Annotated in this window: 13 protein-coding genes; 9 read left to right on the forward strand and 4 right to left on the reverse strand. The window is 64.7% G+C overall.

The window, feature by feature from the left end:
- The first annotated feature begins 227 nt into the window (after window positions 1–227).
- Window positions 228–1,571 (forward strand): phosphoglucosamine mutase, encoded by a 1,344-nt coding sequence (gene glmM / locus J8I29_RS11460; protein WP_209431734.1) that lies wholly within the window; start codon window positions 228–230, stop codon window positions 1,569–1,571.
- A gap of 322 nt (window positions 1,572–1,893) precedes the next feature.
- On the forward strand, window positions 1,894–2,730 hold the full coding sequence (gene fghA, locus J8I29_RS11465; RefSeq protein ID WP_209431735.1) for an S-formylglutathione hydrolase: 837 nt from the start codon (window positions 1,894–1,896) through the stop codon (window positions 2,728–2,730).
- Between the two features lie 66 nt (window positions 2,731–2,796).
- Here the strand turns inward: fghA and J8I29_RS11470 are convergent, their stop codons facing one another.
- The 3 genes from J8I29_RS11470 to J8I29_RS11480 all read right to left on the reverse strand — a co-directional run bounded on the left by J8I29_RS11470 (window position 2,797) and on the right by J8I29_RS11480 (window position 5,748).
- Complete coding sequence (locus J8I29_RS11470; RefSeq protein WP_245196885.1) at window positions 2,797–4,056, reverse strand: cyanate transporter; 1,260 nt, start codon at window positions 4,054–4,056, stop codon at window positions 2,797–2,799.
- Between the two features lie 22 nt (window positions 4,057–4,078).
- On the reverse strand, window positions 4,079–4,762 hold the full coding sequence (locus J8I29_RS11475; RefSeq protein WP_209431736.1) for an ankyrin repeat domain-containing protein: 684 nt from the start codon (window positions 4,760–4,762) through the stop codon (window positions 4,079–4,081).
- 155 nt (window positions 4,763–4,917) lie between these two features.
- Entirely contained in the window at window positions 4,918–5,748 is an 831-nt protein-coding gene (locus tag J8I29_RS11480) for a helix-turn-helix transcriptional regulator (protein ID WP_209431737.1), read from the reverse strand.
- A 162-nt stretch (window positions 5,749–5,910) separates the two neighbouring features.
- Between J8I29_RS11480 and J8I29_RS11485 the strand changes: the two genes are divergently transcribed.
- From J8I29_RS11485 to J8I29_RS11500, 4 genes are all read left to right on the forward strand, one after another.
- Entirely contained in the window at window positions 5,911–7,416 is a 1,506-nt protein-coding gene (locus tag J8I29_RS11485; RefSeq protein WP_209431738.1) for an amino acid permease, read from the forward strand.
- Window positions 7,417–7,497: 81 nt separating this feature from the next.
- Window positions 7,498–8,265, forward strand: coding sequence for an SDR family oxidoreductase (locus tag J8I29_RS11490; RefSeq protein ID WP_068289700.1), 768 nt, complete (start codon window positions 7,498–7,500; stop codon window positions 8,263–8,265).
- Window positions 8,266–8,340: 75 nt separating this feature from the next.
- Window positions 8,341–8,850, forward strand: a complete 510-nt coding sequence (locus J8I29_RS11495) for a nucleoside deaminase (RefSeq protein WP_348536004.1) — start codon at window positions 8,341–8,343, stop codon at window positions 8,848–8,850.
- A gap of 283 nt (window positions 8,851–9,133) precedes the next feature.
- Window positions 9,134–10,564 carry a GGDEF domain-containing protein gene (locus J8I29_RS11500; RefSeq protein ID WP_209431739.1) on the forward strand — a complete coding sequence of 477 codons (1,431 nt, stop codon included), beginning with the start codon at window positions 9,134–9,136 and terminating at the stop codon, window positions 10,562–10,564.
- Between the two features lie 20 nt (window positions 10,565–10,584).
- Here the strand turns inward: J8I29_RS11500 and J8I29_RS11505 are convergent, their stop codons facing one another.
- Complete coding sequence (locus J8I29_RS11505) at window positions 10,585–11,280, reverse strand: GntR family transcriptional regulator (RefSeq protein WP_209431740.1); 696 nt, start codon at window positions 11,278–11,280, stop codon at window positions 10,585–10,587.
- A gap of 115 nt (window positions 11,281–11,395) precedes the next feature.
- Here J8I29_RS11505 and J8I29_RS11510 point away from each other — a divergent pair, with 115 nt between their 5' ends.
- From J8I29_RS11510 to J8I29_RS11520, 3 genes are all read left to right on the forward strand, one after another.
- Window positions 11,396–12,763, forward strand: a complete 1,368-nt coding sequence (locus J8I29_RS11510; protein ID WP_105862618.1) for a glutamine synthetase family protein — start codon at window positions 11,396–11,398, stop codon at window positions 12,761–12,763.
- A 72-nt stretch (window positions 12,764–12,835) separates the two neighbouring features.
- Window positions 12,836–14,155, forward strand: coding sequence for an FAD-binding oxidoreductase (locus tag J8I29_RS11515; RefSeq protein WP_209431741.1), 1,320 nt, complete (start codon window positions 12,836–12,838; stop codon window positions 14,153–14,155).
- A 255-nt stretch (window positions 14,156–14,410) separates the two neighbouring features.
- Window positions 14,411–15,835, forward strand: a complete 1,425-nt coding sequence (locus tag J8I29_RS11520) for an aldehyde dehydrogenase family protein (protein WP_209431742.1) — start codon at window positions 14,411–14,413, stop codon at window positions 15,833–15,835.
- Window positions 15,836–15,864 lie beyond the last annotated feature (29 nt).

The following is a 15,864-nucleotide window of genomic DNA, read 5'->3' on the forward strand; positions in this document are numbered from 1 at the left end:
GAAGGGGCTGCACTGCATCGCAAGGCTGCGCGGAAACACAGAGCCGGAGCAGAGCGATTCCCCGCGATGACGGCGCTTTGTTCATGACATCGCGGCATCGGGCCGGAATTGCCCTTCAAAAGGGCGGTTCGACTGGCCCGATGCTTCTGGATCAGTAACGCGGAAACAATAACTGAGGCTCTGCAGAAAGATGCTGCAGCCATGCCTCGAAATCTCAGGGTTATCACATGAGCCGCAAATATTTCGGCACGGATGGCATCCGTGGCCTGGCCAATAGTGTCATTACGCCGGAACTGGCGATGAAGGTCGGCATGGCGGCCGGTCTCGCTTTCCAGCGCGGCGAGCACCGCCATCGCGTGGTGATCGGCAAGGATACCCGCCTGTCGGGCTATATGATCGAGAATGCCCTGGTGGCGGGCTTCACCGCTGTCGGCGTCGACGTGATGCTGCTGGGCCCGATGCCCACCCCCGCCGTGGCGATGCTCACCAATTCGCTGCGCTGCGACATCGGCGTGATGATCTCGGCCTCGCACAATCCTTATGAAGACAACGGCATCAAGCTGTTCGGCCCCGACGGCTTCAAGCTCTCCGACGAGACCGAGCGTGCCATCGAGGCCCTGATCGACACCAACCTGTCGTCGCGGCTGGCCGGCTCGCGCGATCTCGGCCGGGCCCGCCGCATCGACGACGTGCATGCCCGCTACATCGAATTCGCCAAGCGCACCCTGCCGCGCGGATTGCGCCTCGATGGCCTCAGGGTGGTGGTCGACTGCGCCAATGGCGCCGCCTACAAGGTCGCCCCCGAAGCATTGTGGGAGCTCGGTGCCGACGTGATCACCATCGGTGTCGAGCCGGACGGTTTCAACATCAACCGCGATGTCGGCTCCACCGCGCCGAGGGCACTCGCCCAGAAGGTGCGGGACCTGCGTGGCGATATCGGCATCGCCCTCGACGGCGACGCCGACCGCGTCCTCATGGTCGACGAGAAGGGCAGGGTCATCGATGGCGACCAGCTGATGGCGGTGGTGGCCTCGGACTGGAAGGAAGAGGGCAAGCTCACCCAGCCCGGCATCGTCGCCACGGTGATGTCCAATCTCGGCCTGGAGCGCTATCTCGGCGGCCTCGGCCTGCAGCTCGAGCGCACGGCGGTGGGCGACCGCTACGTGCTCGAACGCATGCGGGCGCAGGGCTACAATGTCGGCGGCGAGCAGTCGGGCCACATCATCCTGTCCGACTTCGCCACCACCGGGGACGGCCTCGTCGCCGCCCTGCAGGTGCTGGCCGTGCTCAAGAAGGCCGATCGCCCGGTCAGCGAGGTCTGCCACCGCTTCGATCCGCTGCCGCAGATCCTCAAGAATGTGCGGATTCGGCGCCGCAAGGTCCTGGACGATCCCAAGGTCGCCGCTGTTATCGAGGGCGCGCGCAAGCAGCTCGGCGATGGTGGGCGCCTCGTCATCCGTCCCTCCGGGACCGAGCCGGTGATCCGCGTCATGGCCGAAGCCGACGACCCGATCAATGTCGAGACCGCCGTGGACGAGGTGATCGACGCCATCGCCAAGGCCGCCGCGTGAGATTGCGGCGCGCGGATTCGAGGGAATCCGCCCGCCGATCGCTACTCTCAAGCTGCATGATGTCGCGATCCGATCTTGCGTAAACGCAAAGCCGGTTTGCCTGGTTGCGGATGCAGCGGCGGCCTGGGTCGTCGTGCTGCGTGCGGGTTGCGCGTGAGCGAGAGCCATTTGTACTGGCGGTCTCGGTTTCCCGCAGGTCACTTGCCCTCCGAGCCAGACATTGCTGCGGCATTTTGCGCGGGGGCTGCGACCGGCCCGAAACTCGACGCGCGCGGACGGAGATGGCTATGGTCGGCTCGATTTTGAGCGAAAGGCCTTGCTGATGAAAACCATCTCCACCTCTCGATCGCATGGCGGGACCCAGGGCGTCTATTCCCATGCCTCGTCGAGCTGCGATTGCGAGATGACCTTCGCGGTCTTCGTTCCGCCCCAGGCCGCGGAGCGTGCGTGCCCCGTGCTGTGGTATCTGTCGGGTCTGACCTGCACGCATCAGAATGTGATGGACAAGGGCGAATATCGCCGCCTCGCCGCCGAGCTCGGCCTGATCGTGGTGTGCCCCGACACCAGCCCGCGTGGTGAAGGCGTGCCGGACGAGAAGGACAATTGGCAGTTCGGCTCCGGCGCCGGCTTCTATCTCGACGCCACGCAAGAGCCCTTTGCCCGCAACTACCGTATGTATTCCTATCTCACCCAGGAATTGCCGGCTCTGATCGGCGAACGTTTTCCGGCCGACATGGCGCGTCAGTCGATCTTCGGCCATTCCATGGGGGGCCATGGCGCGCTTACCATCGCCCTGAAGAATCAGCAGCGCTACAGGAGCTGCTCGGCTTTCGCGCCGATCGTGCAACCGAGCACCGCAGGCTGGTCCAGGCCGGCATTGGAAAAATATCTCGGCGCCGACGAATCGGCTTGGCGCCCCTATGACGCCACGGCCCTGATCGCCGACGGCCACCGTTTCGACGCCTTCCTGGTCGACCAGGGCACGGCGGACAGTTTCCTGCAGGAGGGGCTGCGTCCCTGGCTGCTGGAGGAAGCCTGCCGCAAGGCCGGCATTGAGCTGACCCTCCGCATGCAGGAGGGCTACGACCACTCCTACAATTTCATTTCCACCTTCATGGACGATCACCTTGCCTGGCACGCCGAGCGGCTCGGCACGTGAGGGGCGAGGTGTAGGCCACGCCGGCGAAGAGACGCTTGCGCCCTCCCATCCGGCGGCCGAGCGGCGTCAGCCGCCCGTCGACCTCAACGGATGGCCGGTGGCAATGGCGGGTTTTTCATCCGCTCCCATGGTGGCAGCGTAGCCTGCCGGATCGAAACGCGTGGCGATGAGCGCGGCGGCCGCCACCCAGGCCAGATGCATTACCCAGCCCTCGGCGAAGCTGCCGCTCCAGCCCTGCAGAAGGGCCACCGCCAGGGGAGCGAGGCCGGCGAGGAGGAAGCCGCCGCCCTGCATCAGGGCCGCGAGGGCGCCAGCGTCCTCGGGGCGCGGCAGATGGTCGAGCGCCGTTATCAGGGAAAGCGAAAAACAACCGCCGAGGCCCGCGCCGCCCAGCATGATCCACATCCAAGGCTGGGTGCCGGGCAAAAAGGCAAGGCCGCCGAAACCGGCTGCCTGCATGGCGAGGGTGAGATAGAGCCACGGGCGGCGATCACCGCTGCGCGCGGCCAGGATCGGCAGGATCAGGGCGGCCACCGCCTGCGCCGCGGCCATGATGGCTACCAGGCTGCCGCTTTGGGCCACGCCCCAGCCGCGCCCCTGCATATAGGGGGCAAGCCAGGCGACCATGGAGGAATAGCCGCCGTTCACCAGGCCGAAACAGGCCATCAAGTGCCAGCTGCGCGGACGACGGAGCAGGCGCGATACCAAAGCCCTGTCGGGACGGGTGGTCCTGCCATCGGCGAGCACGCGCCAAGCCAGCAGCAAGGCTATTGCCGCGGGCAGGGCAAGCCAGGCGAGGGCCGTCCGCCAGTCCTGGCCGCCATGGGCGAGGATCGGTGTCAGCTGGGCACCCGCGGCACCGCCGCCCATGATCATGGCCGAGTAGAGGCCGGTCACGGCGGCGACCTTGTGCGGGAAACCCTGCTTGATGAGGCCTGGAAAGGCGGCCTGGATGAAGGCGACACCCGCACCGCACAGGGCCGCCGTCAGAATCAGGGAGAGCCCGTCCGGAGACCAGAGCCGGAGCAGCGATCCCAGAAGCAGAAGGATGAGCGCCCACAGCATGCCCCGTCTGGTGCCGATCCTGGCCTGCAGCCCGGGCACCAGGAAGGCGCCGAGCCCCATCAGGAGCATGGGCAGCAGCGTCAGCATCGCGATGCCGCCATAGCCGAGGCCCGTATCGGCCTGGATGCCGGGAATCAGGGGGCCGGGACCGGTCAGGAAGGGACGCAGGTTGAGCCCGATCAGCACCACCAGGGACAACAGAACCAGGGATGAGGATGATGCAGGCAGGCGGGCCGGCGATTGCGGCGGCATCTGGGACATGATCGGCCGGTCTCGGCCCCGGTCAATGGGCGCCAGCGGCTTCGAGCAGGCCGGCGATCTCGCGATAGTGGCGCTGCCGGGCATGCTGAAGCGGCGTCACGCCATCCTTGTCGGCGAGATCGACCTTGGCGCCTGCCTTGATCAGGAGCCGGACGATCGCGACATGGCGCGGCCCGCCATCGCCGAGGATGATGGCTTCCAGCAAGGCGGTCCAGCCGAGCCGGTTGACGTGATCGACGTTCACGCCGGCTTCGATCAGGGTGTGCACCGTCTCGACATGCCCCCGTTCGCTGGCGGGAATGAGGGCGGTGCCGCCATAGCGATTGGTGCTCTTGAGATCGGCGCCATGCGAAAGCGTCGATTGCAGGATTTCGAAATAGCCGCGCGCTCCGGCCAGCAGATAGGGGCTGTCCTCGATGGCATCCTTGGCGTTGACGTCGGCGCCGGCCTCGATGAGATGGCGCGCGACCGCGACATGATTGCCCTGGACGGCTGCCAGCAACGCGGTGCGGCGACTGCCGTCCCGCTCCTCCAGCGAGGCGCCGGCAGCCAGGGCAGCCTTCACGGCAGGCAGGTCGCCGCGTGCGGCGGAATCAATGAGCGGGGACGGCATGGCTTTCGCCGGGAGGCCCTGCGATACGATGGACATGAGAATGGTTCCCGCCATGACGATCAGGACATTGCGTTTGGACAAGGGTCTGCGCATAGCCGGCCTCCTCGGGGCCATGCGTACCCGCCCAACTGGCTATTTGGAAATTAAATGTCCCCATGGCGATCATTCAAAACTCGAATGATGCAACGCTGCCATTGGGGCGTCGCGAAATCCCGACACAACGGCCACCGCGCGTCGGCCCATAATGTCTATTTCTCCGACAGCAGGTGACGGATAAACTGGTTGAACAGCTCCGTCTGGCTGGAGATGCCGAGCTTGGCATAAATGTTCTTGCGATGGATCTTGACCGTGCCCTCGGCGATGTCGAGCAGGCTGCCGATCGAGAGGCTGGAATGGCCGCGCAGCACCAGGCTGACGATGGTCTGCTCGCGCGGCGTCAGCAGGGTCGGCGCGAAGGAGAGAAAGGCCTGTTCGATGGCATGTTCGCGCGGGGCAGGCGGGACTTGGCTTTCCCTGCCTTCGGCAAGGGCCTGCCATTGGCGGCCGAGCAGGGCCATGACCATCGGTGCAGCCCCGGTGAAATCGGCCATCTCCTCGGCGTTGAAGGAGGGCGAGCCGTTCTGGCGCAGCAGGGAATAGGCAAGATAGAGGTCGGGGCGCAGGGGATGCAGGAAGACGATTTCCTCCGCGAGCGAGCCGCTTTCCATCGAGATGCAGGGATGGACGTCGGGCGAATTGTAGTATTCGCCCTCGAAAAAGGCGTCCGGGGCAAGATCGTGCAGGCGATAGAGGCCCGCCGGCGTGGCATGCATGCAGGCCGTGTACACTGCATCGAGCAGATAGGTGCCGGCAAGATAATTGGCCATGATCTGGGACGACGACACCGCATTCAGGCCGTCATACAGCAGCGTCGGCCTGTCTTCGAGCGGATAGGCGAAGATGCAGCTCAGGTCGAAGGGAGCAATCTGGCGTAGCGCTGTGTCGAGGGCGGGCGCAAATTGCGGCGAGCCCAGCAAGAGGACAAGGTCCGGCGTCGCATGATGCCAGCTGTCTGCGGCCGATTGTTCACGGTTGTTCATGGCCGGTCCCTCATGCCCGATATGCTGCGTCGCCAGTGTGCCTGCTCCCGTCAATGGCAGCCTCTATCTCTTTAGGGATATTTATCGCCACGCTGCTTCGCGGATCATCGGGATGTCGCAAAGAGGAGAATTTTACAAGCTCCTCGGCAAGAGGGGACTTCCATGACGATCGAAACGACCGGCCGCCCGACCGGCGGCGTAACCTATCAGAGTGTCGACGAGGCCTATTTCGAGCAGCGCCAGCTCAAGCGCCACGCCGGGCTGTTCACGCTGTGGATGATGGGGGTCGGCGCCGTCGTCGCCGGCGAATATTCGGGCTGGAATATCGGCCTGTCGCAAGGCGGTTTCGGCGGCATGCTGTTCGGCGTCTTGATCATCGGCTTCATGTATGTCTGCCTGTGCTCCTCGATCAGCGAGATGAGCGCGGCGCTGCCGCATACGGGCGGTGCCTATTCCTTTGCGCGCACTGCGCTCGGACCCTGGGGTGGCTTCACCACCGGCCTCGCCGAGAACATCGAATTCGTGCTGGCGCCCGGCGCCAACATGTTCTTCATGGCCTCCTATCTCGCCGCCATCTTCGGCACGTCGGACAGCTGGTTGCCGCTGTGGTGGGTGGCGGGCTACATGGTGATGCTCGGCCTGTCAGTCCGCGGCCTGGAACTGTCGATGCGCGTAGTGGTCTGGATCACCGTCGCGGCCGTGCTGGTCCTGCTGTTCTTCTTCGCCGTAGCCCTGCCGCATGTCGACTTCGTCAGGCATGCGCTCAACATCGGCACGGAGGGCAAGCTCGTCGCCGACGGCGCGGGACCCTGGCTGCCCTTTGGCCTCACCGGCATCATGCTGTCGCTGCCCTTCGGCGTCTACATGTTCCTGGCCGTCGAGCAATTGCCGCTCACCGCCGAGGAAGCCAAGAATCCCACGCGCGACATGCCGCGCGCCCTGATCCTGTCGATCCTGACGTTGATTGCGCTTGCCCTCGGCGTGCTGTTCTTCAGCGCCTCCATTCCGCCGGGCGCCCATGCCATGGGTTCGTCGGGCGAGCCGCTGCTCGACGGCTTCCGCACCATCTTCGGCGATGGCTGGGCCAAGCTCCTGGCGGGCGTGGCGGTGCTGGGGCTTGCCGCGAGCTTCTTTGCCGGCAGCTTCGCCTCCGGCCGCAACATCTATTCGCTGTCGCGGGCTGGCTATCTGCCGACCGTCCTGTCGGTGACCAATCCGCGCACCAAGACGCCGAACATCGCGCTGGCCACCGGCGCGGGCTTTGCCCTCATTGTGCTGCTGGCAATCTGGTTCCTGGGCGGCAAGGACAATGTCGCCTTCATGGCAGGCTTCCTGGTTAGCATGATAGTGTTCGCCGGCATGGTGTCCTACATCCTGCAGAGCATCGCCTATCTGCGGCTGCGCAAACTCTATCCCGATATCGCAAGGCCGTTCCGCAGCCCCTTCGGCGCCTTCGGGGCCTATGCCACCATCGCCATCTGCATCCTCACGCTCGGCTACCAGTTCTTCGATCCGCTCTATCGCTGGGCGGCGATCGCGGCGGCGGCCTGGTACCTCATCGGCCTCGGCTATTTCGGCTTCTATCGCCGCCATCGCCTGGTTCTGTCGCCGGAAGAGGAATTCGCGGTGTCCGGCGGCATGCGTGGCCGCCCGCTTGGCGAGCATTGAAGCTCCCCTCAAGGCACAAGGCGCCGGCCGGAACATCCGGCCGGTTGTGGATCGAATAGTCCAGATACAAGCGAGGACATCATGGCCGGAAGGCTAGCAGGCAAGACCGCCATCATTTCGGGCGGCGCGACGGGCATGGGCGGGGCGGCGTCGAAGCTGTTCGCGGCCGAGGGCGCCAGGGTCGCCATCATCGATCGCAATGCCGCCGCGGCGGAGGAGACGGCGGCGGCCATTCGTGCGGCCGGCGGCGAGGCCGCCGCCTTTGTCGCCGATGTCTCCGAGGAGGCCGAGGTCGAGGCTGCGGTCAAGGCGGTCGGTGAACGCTATGGCCCCGTCACCACCTTGTTCAACCATGCCGGCACCATCCTGATCAAACCCTTCCTTGAGATCTCCCTCGCCGAATGGGACTGGCTGCACGCGGTCAATGTCCGCTCGATGTTCCTGATGACGCGGGCGGTGCTGCCGCAGATGATCGCCAATGGCGGCGGCTCGATCGTCTGCACCTCCTCGATCTCGGCGGTGGCGGCGACGCCGATGGAAGTGCTCTACGATACCACCAAGGGCGCCTGCCATATGTTCGCCCGTGCCATCGCGGTGGAGTTCCGGGACCGCAACATCCGCTGCAACGCCGTCTGCCCGGGCTTCATCCGCACGCCGCACGGCCTGCGCGAGGTTGCCGAACTGCAGGCGCATGGTGTCGACGTCTCCGATGCCGCCATTGCAGCCCAGCAGGGGCGCATCGGCGAGCCGGAAGATGTCGCGCGCGCCGCGCTCTATCTCGCCAGCGACGAGTCGAGCTTCGTCAACGGGGCCCATCTGTTCGTGGACAACGGCTTCACCGCGATCTGAGCCTTTGGCTTCACCGTTCCTCCGGCCGGCGAAGCGCGATATCGTGGTCCCGGCCGGATCATGATGGGGGGCGAGGTGAGCGCCAGCGACGACACGCAAGTGGACGGCCTGTCCGCACTGGATCTGGCTTTCTTGCGGCAGTCGATCGCGCTGTCGGAGGAGTCCAGGCGGCGGGGCCGCCACCCCTTCGCCGCGCTGGTGGTCGACCGGGACGGCAATGTCGTTTCCTCCGCCGGCAACAATTCGATGCCGCCGGAGGGCGATCCGACCCAGCATGCTGAGCTGGTGGCCGTCGCTGCGGCGGCCAAGGCCAGAACGCCCGAGGAACTCGCCGCCTCGACACTCTACACCAGCGCCGAACCCTGCTGCATGTGCGCAGGCGCCGTCTATTGGACGGGTATCGGGCGGGTGGTCTATGCTCTCTCCGAGCATCGCTTGCTCGAACTCACCGGCGCACATCCCGAAAATCCCACCTTCTCGCTGCCTTGCCGCGAGGTGTTCGCGCGGGGACAACGGCGGATCGAAGTGATCGGCCCCGCGCTGGAGGAGGAGGCGGCCGTGCCACACCGGGGCTTCTGGACGTGAAGGGCAAGGTGTCCTTGACACCTATGTTCGGCGTTGCCTGCTCGGACGATCATTGCGGCGTTGTCGGGTACTCGCGCCCGCCTTGGCCAAACGCCGATAGGCAGGGGGCCCAGCAGTCTTGCCTTGCTGCGCCATACGCGATCTTGCAAGCTTTGGAAGTCCAGCCGGCTGTGCAAGGTCTTGATTCGAAACGTGTCCGAAACCTCGGGGCGGTGGGGCCGAGTGCCGGGCCGCGGACCGCACGGCAGGATTTCTATCAAGAGTTTTAGCGAAGAGTAGTGAGATGGTTCCAGACGACAGCGACAATATTTTCGATCTGGCGCCAATGTCGCTCTGGCTGGAGGATTACACGGCCCTGCGTGAGCAGTTCGAGGCATGGCGCGCCGACGGGGTGACGGATCTGCGAGCCTTTCTTTTGGCCGACCCCGCCAGGCTCGCGCATTGTTCGAGCCTCATTCGTGTGCTCAAGGTCAACCGCAAGACCCTCTCTCTTTATGAAGCCGACAGTGTCGACCATCTCGTCGCCAATCTCGGCAAAGTGCTACGTGACGACATGCTCGAGGCGCATATCGATGAGTTGAAGCAGCTCTGGGACGGCGCGAAGGAATTCCGCAGCAACACGGTCAATTACACCTTGGGCGGCAAGCGTCTCGATATTCAGCTGCGCGGCATCATCCTGCCCGGACATGAGCAGCTCTGGGACCGTGTGCTCCTGGCCATCGAGGACGTGACTCCCCTCGAGGATGCGCGCCGTCAGACGGTGAAACAGCAGCAATATGCTTCAGCCCTCTTCGAGCACTCACCGGTTTCGCTCTGGGTCGAGGACTTCAGCCGCATCAAGCAATTGATGGACGATCTGCGGGGGCGCGGCATCGTCGATTTTCGGGTTTTCACGGATGTCCATCCCGAATTCGTGCGCCAATGCATGAGCGAGATCCGTGTTCTCGACGTCAACAAGGAGACGCTGGCTCTCTTCCTTGCCGCCGACAAGCCGACATTGCTGCAAAATCTCCCGCGAGTGTTCCAATCCGATATGGAAGGTCATTTCCGCGAACAATTGATCGATTTGTGGAACGGTGTTTTCTTTCAGCGCCGGGAGGTGCTCAATCACGCGCTCGATGGCACCGAACGCTATCTTCTGCTGCAATTGTCCATCCTGCCGGGGTATGAGGCGGACTGGTCCCAGGTGCAGGTCGCGCTGACCGACATCACCGCACGCAAGAAGGCGGAAGCCTATCTCGAATATCTCGGCAAGCATGATGTTTTGACGAAATTGTTCAACCGCGCCTTCTATGTCGATGAGCTGAACCGGCTGGAGCGCAACCGGCATTCTCCGGTGTCGATCATCGCCATCGATCTCGATCGGCTCAAGACCGTCAACGACCAGTGGGGCCATGCGACCGGTGACGCCTTGTTGCGGCGTGTTGGCGAGATCTTGAACGAGGCCGTCAAAAAGCCGGGTCATGCGGCCCGCATCGGCGGCGACGAGTTCGCCGTCGTCCTTCCCTATGTCGACGAGCGCGGCGCGACGGCCATGATGGAAAACATCGAGCGCCTCGTCGAGATCAACAATCAATATTATTCACAGATGGCCCTGAGCGTCTCGATGGGCGCTGCCACCAGTCAGGACGGAGAAAAGCTCGAATCCGTCGCCAGGCGAGCCGATCTCCTGATGTATGAGAACAAGCACAGGCATCATTCCGATCCGAGCTAGCGCCTCGCCAGCCGCGCCGTTCAGGCCACCGCGGCGTCCAGCAGGGAAGCGATCGCCGCGGCGTTGAAGCCGCCGATACCTTCGCGGATATCAGCGCCGATGGCCGCCGCCAGCCCCTCTTCGTTGCGCTGCCGCAGTGCCTGGATGATTTCCTGGTGGCGGTCGACCACATAGAGTTCGGCCACATGTTCCATGGCGACGCCCTGGACCGGGCCGAGCTGCAGCCAGACGCTCTCGATCATCGGCAGCACGATGCGATCGGGGCTGATGCTATAGATGCCACGATGGAACTGCTGGTTGGCGAGCAGGGCGCCGACCTTGTCCTGTTCGGCGATGGCCTGGTCGATGGCAAGGTCCATCTCGACCAGCTGATCGATCTGGTGCTCGGTGATATGCGCCACGGCGCGTTTCGCCGCATGCTGTTCCAGCACCACGCGCAGCGAGATCAGCTCCTCGAAGAGTTCGGGCGTGACGACGGGCACCTGGATCCGCCGGTTTTCGAGCAGCTTGAGGGCACCGATCGAGGTGAGCTGCCTGAGCGCCTCGCGCACCGGCGTCGAGCTGCTTTCGAGCGCGGCGGCAAGGCCGCGTATGGTCAGCGAGGTCCCCGGCCGGAAAGCCCCCACCATGATGGCCTGCCTGAGGCGCAGGAAGACATAATCATGCGTCGTCATGCCATCGGCCCGAGCCAATGGCGGCAGTGCCAGCTTCTTCAATAATCTCGCCTCCCTCGGAACCCCCACGCATCTGCTTATCGCGAAGCCGGGCTTGATTCCAGTCGGATATGATGTCACATACTCAATAATGTGATCACAAAACGGAGCGCGCATGATGACGGCCGACAGCATCGATCGGGACACCCTGGCAGCTTTGCTGAAGGAAGACAGCCCGATCGAGAGCATCCAGGCCGTGGTCTGCGACCTCAACGGCATCATGCGCGGCAAGCGGGTGCCGGTCAGCCAGGCCGAGAAGGTGCTGGGCGGCGGCATCCGCATGCCCCTATCGATCGTGGGCGTCGACGTCTGGGGCGAGGACATCATCGACAGCGAGCATGTGTTCGCCTCGGGCGACATGGACGGCATCTGCGGGGCGACCGGGCGCGGCATCCTGCCGGTGAACTGGACCTCGCGGCCGAGCGCCCTGGTGCCGCTCTGGCTTTTTCTAGAGAGCGGCGAGCCCTTCCTCGCCGATCCGCGCCAGGCGCTTGCCGCCGTGGTGCGTGAATACCAGAAGCTCGGCTTACGGCCTGTGGTGGCGACGGAGATGGAGTTCTATCTGATCGATCCGGAGCCGGACAGCGCGGTGCCGCCGATCTCGCCCTATACCGGCAAGCGGCTTGACTCGGACGCCATTCTCTCCATCGACGAACTCAACGATTTCGGTGAGTTCATCTCGGACGTCTATGCCGAATGCGAGCGCCAGAACGTGGCGGCCGATGCGGCGATCGCCGAGAACGGCATCGGCCAGTTCGAGATCAACCTCCTGCACAGCGACGATCCCCTCAAGGCTGCCGATGATGCGGTGTTCTTCAAGCGCATCGTCAAGGGTGTCGCGCGCAAGCATGGCCTCGCCGCTACCTTCATGGCCAAGCCTTACGGCACCCGTTCCGGCAATGGCATGCATGTGCATTTCAGCCTGCTCGACGCCGAGGGTCGCAACGTCTTCAACGACGGCAGCAAGGAAGGCTCGCCGATCCTGCGCCATGCCGTGGCCGGTCTGCTGCGCGGCATGGCCGAGACCACGCTTTTGTTCGCGCCGCACTTCAATTCCTATCGCCGCCTGCGGCCGGATACCCATGCCCCGACCACGATCGCCTGGGGCTATGAGAATCGTACCGCAGCCGTCCGCATTCCCGGCGGCAACCCGGCCGCGCGCCGCATCGAGCATCGGGTCGCCGGGGCGGATGCCAACCCCTATCTGGTGGTCGCGGCCATTCTGGGCGCAGCCCTGATCGGCATTCGCAAGCAATGGACGCCGCCCGAGCCCATCATGGGGCGCGCCCATCTGCCGAGCGCGTCGGCCAAGATCCCGTCCGAATGGGGACAGGCGGTCGATGCCTTCGAGGCCGGCGAGATCGCCGCCGAGATCTTCGACCCGGTGCTGCGTTCCATGCTGATCGCCTGCAAGCGCCAGGAGATCGCCGGTTTCGCCGAGCAGGTCACCGATTACGAATTCGCCGCCTATCTCGAAATCGTCTGAGCTCTCTTTCACTCCATCGATACCGGCCGCTGCCCCCGATACGCGACGGCCGGTCCGTGAGGTCTGCCCGCCATGTCCACCGTCGAGTTCGCCACCACCCATGCGCCGTCGTCCAGCGCCGGCCACGCGCCGTCCTACTATGCCGCGACCGCCAAGGGTGGCTTCGAACGTCCTGTCCTCAACGAGCATCTGAGCGCCGATATCTGCGTCATCGGCGCCGGCTTCACCGGCATCTCCGCCGCGCTGGAACTGGCCGAGCGCGGCTATAGCGTGGTGGTGCTTGAGGCCATGCGCATCGGCTTCGGCGCGTCCGGGCGCAATGGCGGCCAGATCGTCAACGGCTATAGCCGCGACCTCGACGTGATCGAAAAGCGCTATGGCGCGAAGGCCGCCAAGGCCCTCGGCGCCATGGCCGGGAAGGGCGCCGACATCATCCGCAGCCGCATCGCCCAATATGGCATCGATTGCGACCTCGTACCCGGCGGCTTCTTCGCCGCCTTCACCGACAAGCAGCTGCGCGAACTCGACCACCAGCAGCGCATCTGGGAGCGCCACGGCCATGGCGGCCTCGAGCGGGTCGACAAGGCGGGCCTGCCTGGCATCGTCAAGTCGGATCGTTATGTCGGCGGGCTGGTCGACCGCAAGGGCGGCCATATCCATCCGCTCAGCCTGGTACTGGGCGAAGCGGCGGCCGTGGAAAAGCATGGCGGACGGATCTTCGAGCGCTCGCCGGTGCTGTCGGTCGAGCAGGGGGCCAGGCCGGTGGTACACACCCAGCACGGGGCGGTGACCTGCAACTACCTGCTGGTCTGCGGCAATGCCTATCTCGGCAATCTCCTGCCGGAGATCGGCGGCAAGATGATGCCGGTCTCCAGCCAGGTGGTCGCAACCGAGCCGCTGGACGAGGCTGTGATCCGTGACCTGCTGCCGGCCAATTACTGCGTCGAGGACATGAACTACATTCTCGACTATTACCGCCGCACGGCCGACAACCGCCTGCTCTTCGGCGGCGGCATCGTCTATGGCGGCGGCGATCCCGCCAGCATCGAAGCCAAGATCCGGCCCAGCCTGGCCAGGACCTTTCCGCAGCTCGCCAATATCCGCCTCGACTATGCCTGGAGCGGTAATTTCGCCCTGACCCTGACGCGCATTCCGCATGTCGGGCGACTGTCGCCCTCGATCTATTTCTCGCATGGGGACAGCGGCCATGGCGTCACCACCACCCATCTCCTCGGCAAGATCCTGGGCGAGGCTGTCGCCGGCCAGGCCGAACGTTTCGATGTCTGGAGCAGCCTGCCCTATTACCCCTTCCCGGGCGGCAAGACCTTCCGGGTGCCGCTGACCGTGCTCGGGGCCTGGTGGTATGGCCTGCGCGACAGGTTGGGGCTTTGACGGGGGGCGGGTCTTTAGACCCGCGGCGCGAAACATGGAGTGTCAATCTTCAGATTGACGTTCTTGGAAGTGGGTCTTGCCGGAAAGACGCATGTCAATCTGAAGATTGACACTCCAATCCCATGCCGGCTTGCGCGTGGGTATGCCTCCACCTGCGACATGATGGCTGTTCCGGTGGATCGGTGCGCTGGGGCAGTGTAAGTCCGACATATTCACGAGGGGCGGGAGACCGTCTCCGCAATCAGGGAGTGAGCGATGCTCGACAAGCGCAAGTTCTTCATCGACGGCAAGTGGGTCGATCCCGTCGTTCCCAACGATCTCCAGGTGCTGGATCCGGCGACCGAGCAGCCGGTCGCCGTGATCTCCATGGGCACGCCCGCCGATGTCGACAAGGCTGTCGCTGCTGCCAAGAAGGCCTTCGCCACCTATTCGCGCACCAGCGTCGAGGAGCGCCTGGCACTGCTCGAAAAGCTGCTCGAAGTTTATAAGCGCCGCTATGAGGAGATGGCGCAGACCATCACGCTCGAGCTCGGTGCGCCGATTTCGATGAGCCGGGCCCAGCAGGCCGATGTGGGCGTCGGCCATCTGCAGGGCTTCATCGATGCGCTGCGCCATCTCAAGAATCGTGAGACCCTGCCCAATGGCGACGTGGTGCTGCGCGAGCCCATCGGCGTCTGCGGCCTGATCACGCCCTGGAACTGGCCGATCAACCAGATCGCGCTCAAGGTGGTGCCCGCGCTCGCCACCGGCAGCACCTGCGTGCTCAAGCCGAGCGAGTTCACGCCCCTCAATGCGCTGCTCTATGCCGAGATGGTCGAGGAGGCCGGCTTTCCCGCCGGCGTGTTCAATCTCGTGAATGGCGACGGCCCCTCGGTCGGCGCCGCTCTTTCCAAGCACAAGGACATCGACATGATGTCGTTCACCGGCTCGACCCGGGCCGGCATCGCCGTCAGCAAGGATGCAGCCGATACCGTCAAGCGCGTCACGCTCGAACTCGGCGGCAAGTCGCCCAACATCATCTTCGAGGATGCCGACCTCGAGGATCGCGTTGCCGGCAGCGTGCTGGAATGCTTCAACAATTCCGGCCAGTCCTGCGATGCGCCGACCCGCATGCTGGTGCAGCGCTCGGTCTATGACAAGGTGGTCGAGATCGCCCAGCGCACAGGCGAGACCCAGGCCGTCGGCGATCCCAAGCAGGAAGGCGAGCATATCGGCCCGCTGGTCAGCGACGTTCAGTTCGGGCGCGTGCAGGCCCTGATCGAGGCCGGCGTCGCCGAGGGCGCGCGCGTGCTGGTGGGCGGCCCCGGCAAGCCGGAGGGCTATGAGAAGGGCTATTTCGTCAAGCCGACCATCTTCGCCGATGTCGACCCCAACATGCGCATCGCCCGCGAGGAGATCTTCGGCCCCGTGCTGTCGATCATTCCCTTCGACACCGAGGAGCAGGCGATCGAGCTCGCCAACGACACCAATTACGGTCTCGCCGCCTATCTGCAGACGGGCGACGACGCCAGGGCCGAGCGGGTGGCGGGACGCCTGCGTGCCGGCATGGTGCACATCAATGGCGGGCCGCACCGCTATGGCAGCCCCTTCGGCGGCTACAAGCAGTCCGGCAATGGCCGAGAAGGCGGCATTTTCGGCCTGGAGGATTTCCTCGAGGTGAAGACGGTGCACAGGCCGTAAGGAACAATCATCCCGGACGCGCTGCAGCA

The organism is Labrys sp. LIt4, from assembly GCF_017813775.1.
Classification (GTDB): domain Bacteria; phylum Pseudomonadota; class Alphaproteobacteria; order Rhizobiales; family Labraceae; genus Labrys; species Labrys okinawensis_A.

Excerpts from the sequence above, each read along its gene's own strand:
- glmM (WP_209431734.1), top strand. The coding sequence starts at position 228 with ATGAGCCGCAAATATTTCGGCACGGATGGCATCCGTGGCCTGGCCAAT.
- fghA (WP_209431735.1), top strand. The coding sequence starts at position 1,894 with ATGAAAACCATCTCCACCTCTCGATCGCATGGCGGGACCCAGGGCGTC.
- J8I29_RS11470 (WP_245196885.1), bottom strand. The coding sequence starts at position 4,056 with ATGTCCCAGATGCCGCCGCAATCGCCGGCCCGCCTGCCTGCATCATCC.
- J8I29_RS11475 (WP_209431736.1), bottom strand. The coding sequence starts at position 4,762 with ATGCGCAGACCCTTGTCCAAACGCAATGTCCTGATCGTCATGGCGGGA.
- J8I29_RS11480 (WP_209431737.1), bottom strand. The coding sequence starts at position 5,748 with ATGAACAACCGTGAACAATCGGCCGCAGACAGCTGGCATCATGCGACG.
- J8I29_RS11485 (WP_209431738.1), top strand. The coding sequence starts at position 5,911 with ATGACGATCGAAACGACCGGCCGCCCGACCGGCGGCGTAACCTATCAG.
- J8I29_RS11490 (WP_068289700.1), top strand. The coding sequence starts at position 7,498 with ATGGCCGGAAGGCTAGCAGGCAAGACCGCCATCATTTCGGGCGGCGCG.
- J8I29_RS11500 (WP_209431739.1), top strand. The coding sequence starts at position 9,134 with ATGGTTCCAGACGACAGCGACAATATTTTCGATCTGGCGCCAATGTCG.
- J8I29_RS11510 (WP_105862618.1), top strand. The coding sequence starts at position 11,396 with ATGACGGCCGACAGCATCGATCGGGACACCCTGGCAGCTTTGCTGAAG.
- J8I29_RS11515 (WP_209431741.1), top strand. The coding sequence starts at position 12,836 with ATGTCCACCGTCGAGTTCGCCACCACCCATGCGCCGTCGTCCAGCGCC.
- J8I29_RS11520 (WP_209431742.1), top strand. The coding sequence starts at position 14,411 with ATGCTCGACAAGCGCAAGTTCTTCATCGACGGCAAGTGGGTCGATCCC.